The organism is Candidatus Pantoea formicae, assembly GCF_011752625.1.
Classification (GTDB): Bacteria; Pseudomonadota; Gammaproteobacteria; order Enterobacterales; family Enterobacteriaceae; genus Pantoea; species Pantoea formicae.
Map to the genome: position 1 here is coordinate 1 of NZ_VWXD01000005.1, position 14,317 is coordinate 14,317.

9 protein-coding genes are annotated in these 14,317 nt (G+C 55.9%); 7 read left to right on the top strand and 2 right to left on the bottom strand.

What is annotated here, in order from left to right:
• Positions 1–131 precede the first annotated feature (131 nt).
• The gene (suhB, locus tag F3J38_RS15765) at positions 132–935 is read right to left on the bottom strand and encodes an inositol-1-monophosphatase (protein ID WP_039329879.1); all 804 of its coding nucleotides are present in this window, start codon (positions 933–935) and stop codon (positions 132–134) included.
• A 120-nt stretch (positions 936–1,055) separates the two neighbouring features.
• Here suhB and trmJ point away from each other — a divergent pair, with 120 nt between their 5' ends.
• From trmJ to sseB, 5 genes are all read left to right on the top strand, one after another.
• A complete protein-coding gene (gene trmJ, locus F3J38_RS15770) occupies positions 1,056–1,799 on the top strand; it encodes a tRNA (cytosine(32)/uridine(32)-2'-O)-methyltransferase TrmJ (protein WP_167139960.1) in 744 nt (247 codons plus the stop codon).
• Positions 1,800–1,934: 135 nt separating this feature from the next.
• A complete protein-coding gene (gene iscR / locus F3J38_RS15775; RefSeq protein ID WP_167139962.1) occupies positions 1,935–2,432 on the top strand; it encodes a Fe-S cluster assembly transcriptional regulator IscR in 498 nt (165 codons plus the stop codon).
• Between the two features lie 176 nt (positions 2,433–2,608).
• Complete coding sequence (locus F3J38_RS15780; protein WP_167139964.1) at positions 2,609–3,778, top strand: IscS subfamily cysteine desulfurase; 1,170 nt, start codon at positions 2,609–2,611, stop codon at positions 3,776–3,778.
• Positions 3,779–3,840: 62 nt separating this feature from the next.
• Positions 3,841–5,127 carry an aminopeptidase PepB gene (gene pepB, locus F3J38_RS15785; protein WP_167139966.1) on the top strand — a complete coding sequence of 429 codons (1,287 nt, stop codon included), beginning with the start codon at positions 3,841–3,843 and terminating at the stop codon, positions 5,125–5,127.
• Between the two features lie 50 nt (positions 5,128–5,177).
• The gene (gene sseB / locus F3J38_RS15790) at positions 5,178–5,945 is read left to right on the top strand and encodes an enhanced serine sensitivity protein SseB (RefSeq protein WP_167139968.1); all 768 of its coding nucleotides are present in this window, start codon (positions 5,178–5,180) and stop codon (positions 5,943–5,945) included.
• A 100-nt stretch (positions 5,946–6,045) separates the two neighbouring features.
• Here sseB and sseA read toward each other — a convergent pair whose 3' ends face one another.
• Entirely contained in the window at positions 6,046–6,888 is an 843-nt protein-coding gene (gene sseA / locus F3J38_RS15795; RefSeq protein WP_167139970.1) for a 3-mercaptopyruvate sulfurtransferase, read from the bottom strand.
• Between the two features lie 156 nt (positions 6,889–7,044).
• Between sseA and F3J38_RS15800 the strand changes: the two genes are divergently transcribed.
• Both F3J38_RS15800 and pbpC read left to right on the top strand, forming a co-directional pair.
• The gene (locus F3J38_RS15800) at positions 7,045–11,931 is read left to right on the top strand and encodes an alpha-2-macroglobulin family protein (protein ID WP_167139972.1); all 4,887 of its coding nucleotides are present in this window, start codon (positions 7,045–7,047) and stop codon (positions 11,929–11,931) included.
• 6 nt (positions 11,932–11,937) lie between these two features.
• The gene (gene pbpC / locus F3J38_RS15805) at positions 11,938–14,256 is read left to right on the top strand and encodes a peptidoglycan glycosyltransferase PbpC (protein WP_167139974.1); all 2,319 of its coding nucleotides are present in this window, start codon (positions 11,938–11,940) and stop codon (positions 14,254–14,256) included.
• Positions 14,257–14,317: the final 61 nt, after the last annotated feature.

Here is a 14,317-nt window from a genome sequence, read left to right on the forward strand (position 1 = left end):
GGTTCCACAGGTGCGAACTTCATCGTGGCGCGGGACAATATCCCATCAGACGCCGTATAGATTTAAGCAAGCCTCTCGTCATTAATCAAAATCAGGGTTGCAAAAATGGAGGTGACCATAGATTTTTGTGCTTAGCGCTTCAGCGCTTCGCTCAGTTCTTCACGCATGGTTGCCAGCATCGCTTTCACAACGCGTGGGTTACCTGCAACGATGTTTCCAGACATCATGTAGCCATGGTTGCCGGTGAAGTCAGTGACCAGACCGCCCGCTTCACGTACCAGCAATTCACCCGCAGCGAAATCCCATGGCTTCAGGCCGATCTCAAAGAAACCGTCCACGCGGCCAGCGGCGACGTAAGCCAGATCCAGCGCAGCAGAACCGGTGCGACGGAAATCAGCACACTGAGTGAACAGTTTACCAACGATGTTGATGTAAGGGGTCGCGTGCTGTTTCAGCTTGAACGGGAAGCCGGTCGCCAGGATGGTGCCATCCAGGTCGCGCGCAGTGCTGCCACGCAGACGGTAACCGTTGAGCTGTGCGCCCTGGCCGCGTACCGCAGTGAACAGTTCATTGCGCATTGGATCGTAAACCACGGCCACTTCGGTGCGGCCTTTGATGCGCACAGCGATAGAGACAGAGAAGTGTGGTAAACGTTTGATGAAGTTGGTGGTGCCATCCAGCGGATCGATTACCCATTGAATGTCCTGATCATCGCCCGCCAGCTCACCGCTTTCTTCGGTGACAATAGAGTGCTGCGGGTAAGATTTACGAATGACTTCGATAATCAGACGTTCTGCGTCACGGTCAACATTCGTTACGAAGTCGTTGCTGCCTTTCTGGCTGGCTTCGACAGCGTCCGGGGTTTCATAATTCTTGGCAATTAAATTTCCGGCCTTGCGCGCTGCGCGCACGGCGATGTTGAGCATCGGATGCATCGGTATCTCTCGCTGGATGTTAAAGAACGGGGAAAACGGCGCGGAGTATATCAGCGTGTTCAGCAAATGTCCTGCTTTTATGTTAGGATGCGCGCCATCATTTTCTCACCGCTTACTATTATGCTGCAAAATATCCGAATCGTACTGGTAGAAACCTCGCACACCGGCAACATGGGTTCCGTTGCCCGTGCCATGAAAACCATGGGCTTAACCAACCTTTATCTGGTGAACCCGTTGGTGAAACCTGACTCCCAGGCTATCTCTCTGGCGGCGGGTGCCAGCGATGTGATCGGCGACGCGAAGATCGTCGATACGCTGGATGAGGCGATTGCCGGTTGTAGTTTAGTGGTGGGCACTAGCGCACGTTCACGTTCACTGCCTTGGCCAATGCTGGATTCTCGCGAATGCGGTATCAAAAGCGTGGAAGAGGGCCAACAGGCTCCGGTTGCCTTAGTCTTTGGCCGTGAACGCGTGGGCTTGACCAACGAAGAGTTGCAGAAATGCCACTATCACGTGGCGATTCAGGCTAACCCAGAATACAGCTCACTGAATCTGGCGATGGCGGTGCAGATCATCGCTTATGAAGTGCGTATGGCATGGCTGGAAGCGCAGGAAAAGGCCAACCCTCAGCCGCAAGAAGAAGAGTCCCCTTATCCTTTAGTGGACGATCTGGAGCGTTTCTATCAGCACATTGAAAAGATGATGCTGGACAGCGGGTTTATCCGTGAAGGCACGCCAAGCCAGGTGATGAGCAAACTGCGCCGTCTCTATACCCGCGCGCGTCCAGAACGTGATGAATTAAACATCTTGCGCGGCATGCTGGCGTCATTCCAAAAGCCTAAAGGTGATAAGGGTAATAGTTGAGTAAAACAGTTGGTTAAATAGTTGAGTAAATTACTTGGTTAAATAGTTGACCGTTTTACTCAGGAATGGCAGACTGGCGTCAATTCATCAGATAGCCCGCCGATACCCGGACGGACGCTTACGAGGTTGTATGCTATGAGACTGACATCCAAAGGACGTTATGCCGTTACCGCCATGCTGGACGTTGCACTGCACTCAAACGAGGGCCCAGTGCCGTTAGCTGATATTTCTGAGCGTCAGGGCATTTCGCTCTCCTATCTGGAGCAGTTATTCTCGCGTCTGCGTAAGCACGGTTTAGTGGCCAGCGTTCGTGGTCCAGGCGGTGGTTACCTGTTAGGTAAAGATTCTGGCGCAATTGCGGTAGGTGCTGTCATCACCGCTGTTGACGAATCCGTTGATGCCACCAAATGCCAGGGCAAAGAAGGTTGCCAGGGTGGCGAGCGTTGCCTGACTCACGTTCTGTGGCGTGACCTGAGCGAGCGTATCAGCGAATTCCTCAACAACATCACGCTGGCTGAGCTGGTCAACAACCAAGAGATTCTGGACGTGGCCGATCGCCAAAATATGGCTGATAACCGTCGCTTCCAGCAGCACCGTATGCAGGACACTATCAACGTTAATCTGCGTGCTTGATCCCTTCTGATCCCCAATCCGTCAAGCTTCAAACTGCCCCCAGCCACTTACGAATGTAAGCGCCTGGGGATCAGTCACTTGCTTCCTCACTGCATCTTCAAGCATGACGGGTTTAAACTGTAGGGACCGAATCGTGCTATAAAGACGTATGATTTTTTATACGGAGTTTTAGCGCAATGAAATTACCGATTTACCTGGATTATGCAGCGACGACGCCTGCCGATCCGCGTGTCGCCAACAAAATGATGCAGTTCCTCACTTTGGATGGCACCTTCGGTAACCCCGCTTCCCGTTCTCACCGTTTTGGCTGGCAGGCTGAAGAAGCCGTTGATGTGGCACGCAATCAGATTGCTGAGCTGGTCAACGCCGATCCGCGTGAAATCGTCTTTACCTCCGGCGCCACTGAAGCTGACAACCTCGCCATCAAAGGTGCGGCTCAGTTCCATCAGGCGCGTGGCAAACACGTTATTACCAGCCAAACCGAACACAAAGCGGTACTAGACAGTTGCCAGCAACTGGAACGCGAAGGCTTTGATGTCACTTATTTACAGCCGGGCAGCGATGGCATCGTCACGCCGGCAATGCTGGAAGCCGCATTGCGCGATGACACGGTGCTTGTCTCTCTGATGCATGTGAACAACGAAACCGGCGTGGTGCAGGATATCGCTGCGTTTGGGGCATTGTGCCGTGCGCGTGACATTCTGTTCCACGTGGATGCCACGCAAAGTGTGGGTAAGTTGCCGATTGATGTCAGCGAACTGCCCGTGGATTTGATGTCGTTCTCGGCGCATAAGATTTATGGCCCTAAAGGGATTGGTGCGCTGTGGGTGCGTCGTAAACCGAAATTACATATTGATGCACAGATGCACGGTGGCGGCCATGAGCGTGGTATGCGTTCCGGTACGTTGCCGGTGCACCAGATCGTCGGCATGGGCGAGGCGTATCGTATCGCGCGTGAAGAGATGAGCAGTGAAATGGCGCGTCTTGCGGCATTGCGCCAGCGTCTGTGGCAAGGCATCAGCCAGCTTAAAGATGTGAACATCAACGGTTCACTGGAGCAGGGCGCGCCAAATATTCTTAACCTCAGTTTTGCTCAGGTTGACGGTGAATCGCTGATTATGGCGCTGAAAGATTTGGCGCTGTCGTCCGGTTCTGCCTGTACCTCGGCCAGTCTTGAACCCTCTTATGTGCTGCGTGCCATGGGCGTAGAGCAGGCGCTGGCACACAGCTCTCTGCGCTTCTCATTGGGACGTTTCACGACTGAAGAGGAGATTGATTACGCCATTGAGCTGGTCAACAAAGCGGTCAGTCGTTTGCGGGCGCTTTCACCCGCGACCTCCCGCTAATTCATGCACCCCTTGCGCCGGTTCTGGCGCAAGGTGACACCTAACGCAAACGGAGCCACGCGATGACAACACAACCGATGACAATTACGCTCAGCTCCCAGGCCGCCGATGCGCGCTGGGGTGAAAAGGCACTGCTGAGCAGCACTGAAAGTGGCATGACTATTCACCTGACTGGCGCCGATGCGCTGATGAGTATCCAGCGCGCGGGGCGCAAGCTGGACGGTCAGGGGATCCGCCACGTTGCACTGAGCGGCGAAGAGTGGGATCTGGAGAAATGCTGGGCATTCTGGCAGGGCTATCGCAGTCCAAAAGGCAAACGCCAGGTGGCGTGGCCAGCGCTCAGCGAAAACGATCAGGTAGAATTTGATCGTCGTCTGAAGATCGTTGATTGGGTGCGTGACACCATCAACCTGCCAGCGGAAGATCTGAGCCCAGAACAGCTGGCACACAGTGCGGTCGATTTGATCAATGAAGTAGGCGGCGATGCTGTCAGCTATCGCATTACTAAAGGCGAAGATCTGCGCGAGCAAGGCTATGCCGGTATTCACACGGTGGGTCGCGGATCAACGCGCGCGCCGGTGCTGTTAGCACTCGACTTCAACCCAACAGGCGATGAAAACGCGCCGGTATATGCCTGTCTGGTCGGCAAAGGTATCACTTTCGATACGGGCGGCTACAGCATGAAGCAGAGTGCTTTCATGGACTCAATGAAATCCGATATGGGCGGAGCCGCAACCGTCACCGGTGCGCTGGCGCTGGCAATTTCTCGTGGCCTGACCAAACGTGTAAAACTGTTCCTGTGCTGTGCGGACAACATGGTCAGCGGTAACGCGTTCCGCCTTGGCGATATCATTCGCTATCGCAATGGTAAAACCGTTGAAGTGATGAACACTGATGCCGAAGGGCGTCTGGTGCTGGCAGATGGTCTGATTGACGCCAGCGAGCAGAATCCAGAGTTGCTGATTGATGCGGCGACCCTGACCGGTGCGGCGAAAACTGCGTTGGGCAACGATTACCACGCGCTCTTTACCTTCGATGATGTGTTGGCGGAATCGCTTCTCGGCAGTGCAACCGGTGAAAACGAAGCCTTCTGGCGTCTGCCTCTGGCGGAGTTCCACCGTAGCCATTTGCCGTCTAACTTTGCCGAACTGAACAACATCGCCAGCCCGGCACATGCAGCCGGTGCCAGCAGCGCGGCGGCGTTCCTCTCTTACTTCGTCAGCAAGTATCAGCAGGGCTGGCTGCACATTGACTGCTCGGCGACCTATCGCAAAAGCGCGGTTGATCAGTGGTCTGCCGGTGCGACCGGTCTGGGTGTGCGTACCATCGCCAATCTGTTACTGAAATAGTCCCGATAACGGCAGGCGTGAGCTTGCCGTTTTTTTTGGAAAAAAGATAAATGAGTAATCGTCTTGAAGAGGTGCTGAAGCTGGCCGCCACTGAGCCTGCGCACCGCCCGGAGTTCTTTCAACTGCTGTTGGAATCTGATGTCTGGGTGCCGGGTGAAAGCCCTGCTGAGCAGTTTGATGCCACCTCGCCCGTGGAGTTACAGCACTGGGAGAAAGAGGGCGGCGGCAGCGTGATCCCGTTCTTCACTTCTGAAGAAGCGATGAGTGAGGCGATCAAAGATGAACAGCCCTATTTGCGTTTGCCTGTGCGAACGCTTTTTGAAATGACGCAGGGCGAGAGCTTGTTCCTCAATCCGAAATTACCGGCAGGTAAAGAGTTTTCGCCGGGCGAGATTGCCCACCTTATCGGTGAAGAGGGCAGCGCACTCAGTCAGCAAACCGTGTTGGAAGGCGGCCATGCGCTCCTTCTGTCGGAAGTGGCAGAGCCACCTGCGCAGATGATTGATTCACTGACGCAGTTGTTTGCCAAATACAAACAGGTGCGTCGCGCCTATATTGCCAGCATTCGTGAAAGCGCCACGGAAGAACCCAATCTGCTGATTGGCATCGAAGCGGACAGCAATATCGATGAAATTATTCAGGCGGCAGGCAGTGTGGCAACCGATACTCTGGCGGATGATGCGCCGATTGATATCTGCGAAGTGGTGAGTGAAGAGAAAGGCGTAAGTCACTTCTTTACCGCCCATATTACGCCGTTTTATGAGCGTCGCTGGGGCAGTTTCCTGCGTGATTTCAAAGGCAGCCAGCGGATTATTTAAAGCATCTCTTGTAGCGGCGCAATGTATGGCGTATCGGTCAGCCACATTACGGCTTCAGATACGCGTGATAAATCGCGCCGCTACGCTTCATGGCAATCTCTTACTTCTCAATCGGTAAGTCGTCGCGGCTGCCCCATTCGCCCCAAGAACCGTCATACAAGGTCACGTCACGCACACCCAGGGATGTCAACGCCAGAATCACCACCACCGCCGTCACACCTGAACCACAGCTGGCGACAATCGGCTGGTCCAACTGAATACCTGCTTTCTCAAACAGATCGCGCAGCTCTGCTGCCGGTTTAAGTTCGCCGTTCGCTACCAGATTGTTCCACGGCATATTCAGGCTATTCGGGATGTGTCCGCGCAGCAAACCCGGACGCGGTTCATCCACCTCGGCGTTAAAGCGGTTAGCCGCGCGTGCATCAACGATCTGCGCGCCACCTTCATGGCTAATCAGCAACACGTCGGTCAGGCGTTTAACCTGAGTGTTGTCATACGTCGCTTCAAACTCACCTTCGGGCAAGCTTACTGGGCCGCTCTCAACATCAAAACCAGCGGCTTTCCAACCTTGCAATCCACCCGCCAGAATGGATACGTTGGCGCAGCCAAAAGCGCGCAACATCCACCAGGCGCGTGGCGCGGAGAACAAGTTGCCCTCGTCATACACCACCAGATGTTTATCTTGATTGACGCCCAGCTCACGCATCGCCACAGCAAAAGCTTCCGGGCGCGGCATCATATGCGGATAGGCACTGGTGTGATCGGACAGCGCTTCAATATTGAAGTAAGGCGCATCGGGCAAATGCCCCGCCAGATATTCCGCCTGGATATCACGCACGGCTTCCTGACCAGGCGGCAACATGCGCGCATCTAAAACCTGCAACGTTTCCTCGGTGTAATGCTCTTTTAACCAATCGGCAGATACAAACAGGGGAGCTGTCATCGCAACAACCTCTTCTCAATCATCGGAAAGCAGAAAGACCCCAGTGTCCGGGAATGTGAACGCTATCTCAAGGGTATCATTGCTAAAGTGAGCAGGTTGATGTGAAATTGCGCAGCATACGACTTTTAACCTTTTGGGGCTGGTGAGGGAATTACCATGGCAATACGTGTTAATCGAGTGCTGCTTAGCGTGCTGATCGGCGGGTCACTGTTAGGCGGCGCTTTGCTGCCTGCGCAGGCAGCAGAGACGCCTGCAGTGCAAAATACGGTGAAAATGCTCTCGGTTATCGATCTTTCCGAGCTGCAACTGGACGGTGCGGCGGCGCTGGTGCTGACCTTTAACACAGCGATTGATAGCAAGCAGGATGTTAACGCCCTCGTTCATCTCAGCGATGAGAAAAGCGGTAAGGTCGATGGCGGTTGGGAATTGGCGCAGAATGGTAAGGCGTTACGCTTCCGCCATCCTGAACCGTCGCGCAAATTAACCGTCACCGTTGATGCGGGCCTCAAGGCGGCCGATGGCAGCAGTTTATCCAGCGCTTTCAGTCAGTCGCTTACTACGCGTGATATCCAGCCGATGGTCGGTTTTGCCAGCCGTGGTTCACTGCTCCCATTGCGTTTAACGCAGGGATTACCGGTACTGGCGCTCAATGTGAATAACATTGATGTCGATTTCTTCCGGGTGAAAGGTGCCGCACTGGCCGATTTTCTCGCACAGTGGAATTACGGCAACAACCTCTCGTATTGGGAATCTCGCGACCTGCTGAAAAATGCAGACTTGGTTTACAGCGGGCGATTTGACCTCAATCCAGCACGCAATACCCGCGAAAAAATGCAGCTACCGCTGGGCGATGTAGATGCGCTCAAGCAGCCCGGTGTTTATCTGGCGGTTATGAAACAGGCGGGCACCTATAACTACACGCAACCGGCGACCCTGTTTACGCTCAGTGACATTGGCCTGTCGCTGCACAGCTTCCCGGACCAATTAGAACTCTTCACCCAGAGTTTAGCCAACGGTGCGCCGCTCGATGATGTCAACGTGCAGCTGCTGGATGAGAAAGGCCAGCAGCTGGCGAGCGGCACCAGCGACAGTAACGGTCATCTTCGCCTGCCCGCCAATGCCAAAGGCAAGCTGCTGCTGGCAACACAGAAAGGTCAGACTTCGCTGATCGATCTCAATCGCCCGGCGCTGGATCTGGCCGAGTTCCCGATTGATGGCCCGCAAGGCTATGACAAACAGTTCTTTATCTTCGGTCCACGCGATCTCTATCGTCCCGGTGAAACCGTGATCGTGAACGCCTTACTGCGTGATGCCGATGGTAAGCCATTGCAGCCACAACCGGTGAAAGCCGAAGTGGTCCAGCCGAATGGCGAAGTGACGCAGACATTTGTGTGGCAGCCAGAGAACGGAGTCTATCAGCAACGTTTTACTTTACCGGTTTCAGCGATGACGGGTGAGTGGACGCTACGTATTAACAATGGCGACAATCAGCCACGCACCTGGCCGTTCCAGGTGGAAGATTTCCTGCCTGAACGTATGGCGTTGGCACTGAGCAACAGTGAACAGCCTGTTGCACCGGATGCCGCAGTGACCTTTGATGTTGAAGGCCGCTATCTCTATGGCGCGCCCGCAGCAGGTAACGAATTGCAAGGGCAGTTGTTCCTGCGACCCGCGCGAGAAGCCGTGGCGGCACTGCCTGGCTATCAATTTGGTGACATCACCGAAGATCTGAAGCGTAGCCTGGATGATGTTGATGAGAAGCTGGATGAGAGCGGCAAACTGCAGCTGAATGTCGAAAGCAGTTGGGCAGAAAGCCACTCCCCGCTCAATTTGATCCTGCAAGCCAGTCTGCTGGAAACCGGCGGTCGTCCAGTGACCCGTCGCACCACGCAGTCTATCTGGCCTGCACCCGCACTGCCGGGGATCCGCCCGCTGTTCAACAGTGAATCGGTTTACGACTACCGCACTGATCGCTATCGCGATGAGCCGACCGTGCCTGAAAACGGTCTGGCGGAATTCGATGTGGTGTATGCCAACCCGCAAGGGGAGAAGCTGGCCGCACAGGATCTGGATGTGCGCCTGATTCATGAGCGTCGTGACTATTACTGGAGCTTCTCTGACAGTGAAGGCTGGCAGTCACGTTATGACCAGAAAGATCTGCAAGAAGACGAGCAGCGCATCAACATTACCGCGGGTGGCAGTCAGAAAATCAGTTTCCCGGTGGAGTGGGGCACTTATCGGCTGGAGGTGCATGCGGGCGATAACATCGTGAGTAGCGTGCGTTTCAATGCGGGTTACTGGTGGCAGGACAACACGGATGGCACCGGCGCCTTACGTCCCGATCAGGTCAAACTGAAAATCGATAAAAGCGCCTATCAACCGGGCGATACCGCACATGTCCAGGTGGAATCACCGGCAGCGGGCAAAGGCTATTTGATGGTGGAGTCGAGCAGCGGCACGCTGTGGTGGCAACCTTTGGATGTCCCTGCTGGCGGCGCAACCATTGATGTGCCGATTAATGACAGCTGGAAACGTCACGATCTCTATCTCAGTGCGATTGTGGTGCGCGAGGGTGACAAAGCCAACGGCACGACACCAAAACGGGCAGTGGGTCTGCTGCATTTGCCGATGGCAACCGAAGCGCGCCGTCTCAATCTGATGATCGATGCGCCCGCTAAAATCCGCCCTGAGCAAACCGTAAAAGTGAAGGTTAAAGCCAGCCGTGAAGGCGGTGTATTACCGCAACAGGTGCAGGTATTGCTGTCAGCAGTGGACAGCGGCGTGCTGAATATCACGGATTACACCACCCCGAATCCATGGGAAGCGTTCTTTGGTCGCAAGCGCTATAACGCCGATCAATACGATGTTTACGGTCAACTGATCGAAGGTGGTGGTAAGCTGGCCGCGCTGCGCTTCGGTGGCGATGGAGACGATGCTGATGCGCTGTCTCGTGGCGGCAAAAAGCCGGTCACGGATGTGCAGATTGTGGCGCAACAGCTGCAACCGGTGACGCTGGACGCGAACGGAGAAGGCACGCTGGAGCTACCGATCCCGGCATTCAATGGCGAGTTGCGCTTGATGGCGCAGGTATGGAGCGCAGACAGCTTTGGATCGGCGGATCGCAAAATGGTGGTCGCGGCACCGCTAATCAGCGAGCTGGCGACACCGCGCTTTATGGCCAGCGGTGACCAATCGACGCTGGCCTTAGATTTGACCAACCTCACTGACCAGCCGCAGACGTTAAAAGTCGATGTGACCGCCAGTGGGTTGATTGCGTTAGCTGGCAATGTCACATCCAGCGTGCAGTTGGCGAAAGGGGCGCGCACGACTTTGCAAATTCCGGTGAAAGCCGAAGGGGCTTTCGGTGAAGGTGTGGTGCAGGTCAAGGTTTCGGGGATGAGTTTGCCCGGTGAAACGCTGGCGCCAAGCGAACGCAAATGGACCATCGGCGTGCGTCCGGCTTATCCGGCGCAGACCCTGAGTTTTGATAATGTGATGCAAACCGGTCAGAGCTGGCAGGTTGTCGCGAGCGCCTTTAACGGCCTGCAGAAGGATACGCTAACCGGGCAGCTCTCACTCAGCAATCGACCACCGCTGAACATCGCCAGTTTTATCAGCCAACTCTATGCCTACCCTTATGGCTGCCTGGAACAAACGGCCAGCGGTATCTGGCCATCCGTCTTTACCAATAAGGCGCAGTTGGATGCGCTGGGTATTAAAACCAGCACTGATGAGGCGCGTCGAGCCTCGATTGCGACCGGTATTGCGCGCCTGGCGGGAATGCAGCGCGGCAACGGCAGTTTTGGCCTGTGGAGCAAAGAGAGCCCGGAAGAGTTTTGGCTAACCGCCTACGTAACTGATTTCCTGCTGCGCGCCAGTGAAGCGGGTTACAGCGTACCAGAGGGCGTAATCAGCCGTGCCGATGAACGTCTGCTGCGTTACTTACAAGATCCCGCACAAATCGAGACCAGCTGGAGCAGTGATGCAGACGGGTTGCGTTTTAGTGTGCAAGCTTATGCCGGCTTGGTGCTGGCACGTCAGCAACAAGCACCGCTCGGGGCGCTGCGTGCCTTGTACGACAAGCGTGAACAGGCGAAATCAGGCTTAGCACTGGTTCAACTGGGCGTGGCGTTGAAACTGATGGGCGATCAGCAACGGGCGCAGTTAGCCTTGGCTCAGGGCGTGGGTCTGGAGCGTAAGCCAAACAGCTGGCTGGGTGACTACGGCAGCCCGGTGCGCGATCGCGCGCTGATCCTGGCGCTACTGGCGGAAAACCAGTTGTTGCCGGATATGCAGGGGCCGCTGTTGATTGACCTGGCAAAAGCGGTGCATGGACAGCGTTGGTTCTCCACGCAGGAAAACAATGCGCTGTTCCTTGCTGCCCGTACGCTACAGCAGCATAAAGGTGAAAACTGGCAAGCCACGTTAGTGGGTCGAAGCGAGCCGTTAAGCAGCAATCAGCCTCTCAATATGGGGATCAGCGAGGATCAGTTGCGCCAAGGGATTTCGGTGAAAAGCGACAATGCCTCGCCGCTGTACGGCACGCTCAATGTCGTCGGTTATCCGCGTTCAGCACCGTCGCCAATCAGCAACGTGCTGAACATCACCCGTGAATACTTCACGCTGGACGGTAAACCGGCCGACCTCACCAATCTGAAGAGCGGTGAACTGCTGGTGGTGCGGCTGAAAGTGTCAGCCAGTGAACGCGTCAGTGATGCACTGGTGGTGGATCTGCTGCCTGCGGGACTGGAGCTGGAAAACCAGAACCTCAGCGACAGCAGTGCCAGCCTCGGTGACAGTGCCGATGCGCTCAAAGAGAGCATGATGGATATGCAGCAAGCCAACATCAAACATATTGAGTTCCGCGACGACCGATTTGTCGCCGCGCTGGCGCTGGATGGTTACACGCCGGGCACGCTGCTGTATCTGGCGCGTGCGGTGACGCCGGGTAGCTACCGTTTGCCGCCACCGCAGGTCGAGTCGATGTATGTGCCTGAATGGCGCGCGATTGGCACCACGCCGGAAAAACTGAATGTGCGCTAAGCGTTGATGATAAAGAGTCAATCACTCAAGCGGTGGCGCTGGCTGCCGCTTTTTTTACTGCTGCTGTGTGTCGCTGTCTGGCTGTTAGATCGACTCGATCCTCTGCCGCTTCGGGAAGTACAGCCCGCGCGCGTGGTAGTCGCAGAAGATGGCACACCGCTGTGGCGTTTTGCGGACAAACAGGGCGTGTGGCGTTATCCGGTGACGCTGGATGAAGTCTCGCCCGACTACATTCAGGCGCTGCTGACCTACGAAGATCGCTGGTTCTGGCACCATCCCGGCATCAACCCGATGGCCATTGTGCGCGCTATCGGGCAAAACCTACTGCATCACGGCATTGTCTCGGGCGGGAGTACGCTCACCATGCAGGTGGCGCGACTGATCGATCCACAACCCCGCACGCTGACGGGGAAAGTGATCCAGGCATGGCGCGCCCTGCAACTGGAGTGGCACCTATCTAAAAGGGAAATCCTGACGCTGTATCTTAATCGTGCGCCTTTTGGTGGCACCGTCGAAGGGATTGGGGCGGCAAGCTGGATGTGGCTGGGTAAACCGCCATCGCAGCTCACTAAGGGGGAAGCCGCTCTGCTCGCCGTGTTGCCGCAGGCACCGAGCCGCCTGCGCCCGGATCGTTGGCCGCAACGTGCGGAAGCCGCGCGCAACAAGGTGCTGGATCGGCTGGCGGAATATCAGGTGTGGTCGGCACAAGATGTTGCCGATATCAAACAGGAGACCGTGTGGCTGCCGCCGCGTCAAACGCCGCAGATGGCGCCGTTGCTGGCGCGTCGCCTGCTGTCGCTCTCTCCCGACAATAAAATTACCTCAACCCTTGATGTGTCGTTGCAGCGCGAGTTGGAGAATCTGGCATCGTCGCTAAAAACTCAGCTGCCGCCACGCACCTCGTTGGCGCTGCTGGTGGTTGATCATAGCAATATGAAAGTGCGCGGCTATGTGGGATCGGTGTCTTTCAATGACGACAGCCGCTTTGGCCATGTCGATATGATCTCCAGTGTGCGATCGCCGGGCTCGGTGTTGAAACCCTTTGTTTATGGCATGGCATTGGATGATGGACTTATCCATGGTGAATCGCTGCTGCAGGATGTGCCGCGCCGGTTTGGTGACTATCGTCCCGGTAACTTTGACTCTGGTTTTCATGGCCCGGTCAGTGCCAGTGAGGCGTTGGAGCGGTCACTGAATCTGCCTGCGGTACAGTTACTGGATGCCCTTGGACCCAAAACGGTGGCGGCGCGGTTACGCAATGTCGGCTTGAACCTGCGTTTTCCTGCGGGGGCTGAACCCAATTTGTCGTTAGTGTTAGGCGGCACGGGCGCGCGACTGGATGAGATTGTCGCGGCATACAGTGCTTTTGCCCGCCACGGCAATGCGGCGCAGCTGCGCTGGCTCCCCAATCAACCTTTACAGGAGCGGACGCTACTCTCACCCGGTGCAGCCTGGATTGTGCGGAGGATTCTGGCGGGTGAAGCACTGCCTTCAGGCGCAGTACCGGATATTGCCCCGCTTGCCTGGAAAACCGGCACCAGTTATGGCTATCGCGATGCCTGGACCATCGGCATTACGCCACGCTACTTAATTGGCGTGTGGGTAGGCCGGCCAGATGCTACGCCCGTTGCGGGTCAGTTTGGATTTGCTTCAGCGGTGCCTGTCATGAACCAAGTTAACAACCTGCTGGCGGGACATTTGTCAGTGCGCGGCGCACCGCGCGATCCGCGTCCTGATTCGGTGAGTGCCATGAGCATTTGCTGGCCTGGTGGTCAATCTTTACCAATGGGGGACGAGAACTGCCGCCAGCGTCGTCAGAGCTGGGTACTCAACCAAACCGTGCCACCGACACTGTTGGCACCCGGTCAGGAAGGGGTGAATGGCTTACGTCAACGTTATTGGATAAACCCGCAGGGCTTACGCGTAGCCGCCGATTGCCCTGAGGCGCAGAGTCAAGAACGTCTGATGTGGCCATTGCCACTGGAGCCCTGGTTGCCGCTGCCAGAGCGTCGCGCTCAGCGTTTGCCACCTATCGATCCTCGCTGCCCCCCCTTGAACCAGGGCAGTGCACCCCCGTTATTGATTACCGGCGTCATCAATGGACAGCGCGTGCAACCGTTGCCGGGCAAAGTGGTGTTGCTGCTGCCTGTTGCGGTACAGGGTGGACAAGGTGAGCAGCGCTGGTGGTTTTTGAATGGCCAGCCGGTAGAAAAGGACACAGGGAAAAACAGTGCCTCACTGGTATTGAGTGAACCGGGCCAATACCAACTGGTGGTCATGGATGAGGCGGGCCAACTGGCATCCGTCTCATTTATTCGTGGCTAATTCAGTGCGTATGCCAGATTTCTCGCGTGTTCGCCCCGACAAAAATCAATTATTTTCGATA

What these genes read in the sequence shown, in the direction of transcription:
- suhB (WP_039329879.1), bottom strand. Translation starts at nt 935, where the DNA reads ATGCATCCGATGCTCAACATCGCCGTGCGCGCAGCGCGCAAGGCCGGA.
- trmJ (WP_167139960.1), top strand. Translation starts at nt 1,056, where the DNA reads ATGCTGCAAAATATCCGAATCGTACTGGTAGAAACCTCGCACACCGGC.
- iscR (WP_167139962.1), top strand. Translation starts at nt 1,935, where the DNA reads ATGAGACTGACATCCAAAGGACGTTATGCCGTTACCGCCATGCTGGAC.
- F3J38_RS15780 (WP_167139964.1), top strand. Translation starts at nt 2,609, where the DNA reads ATGAAATTACCGATTTACCTGGATTATGCAGCGACGACGCCTGCCGAT.
- pepB (WP_167139966.1), top strand. Translation starts at nt 3,841, where the DNA reads ATGACAACACAACCGATGACAATTACGCTCAGCTCCCAGGCCGCCGAT.
- sseB (WP_167139968.1), top strand. Translation starts at nt 5,178, where the DNA reads ATGAGTAATCGTCTTGAAGAGGTGCTGAAGCTGGCCGCCACTGAGCCT.
- sseA (WP_167139970.1), bottom strand. Translation starts at nt 6,888, where the DNA reads ATGACAGCTCCCCTGTTTGTATCTGCCGATTGGTTAAAAGAGCATTAC.
- F3J38_RS15800 (WP_167139972.1), top strand. Translation starts at nt 7,045, where the DNA reads ATGGCAATACGTGTTAATCGAGTGCTGCTTAGCGTGCTGATCGGCGGG.
- pbpC (WP_167139974.1), top strand. Translation starts at nt 11,938, where the DNA reads ATGATAAAGAGTCAATCACTCAAGCGGTGGCGCTGGCTGCCGCTTTTT.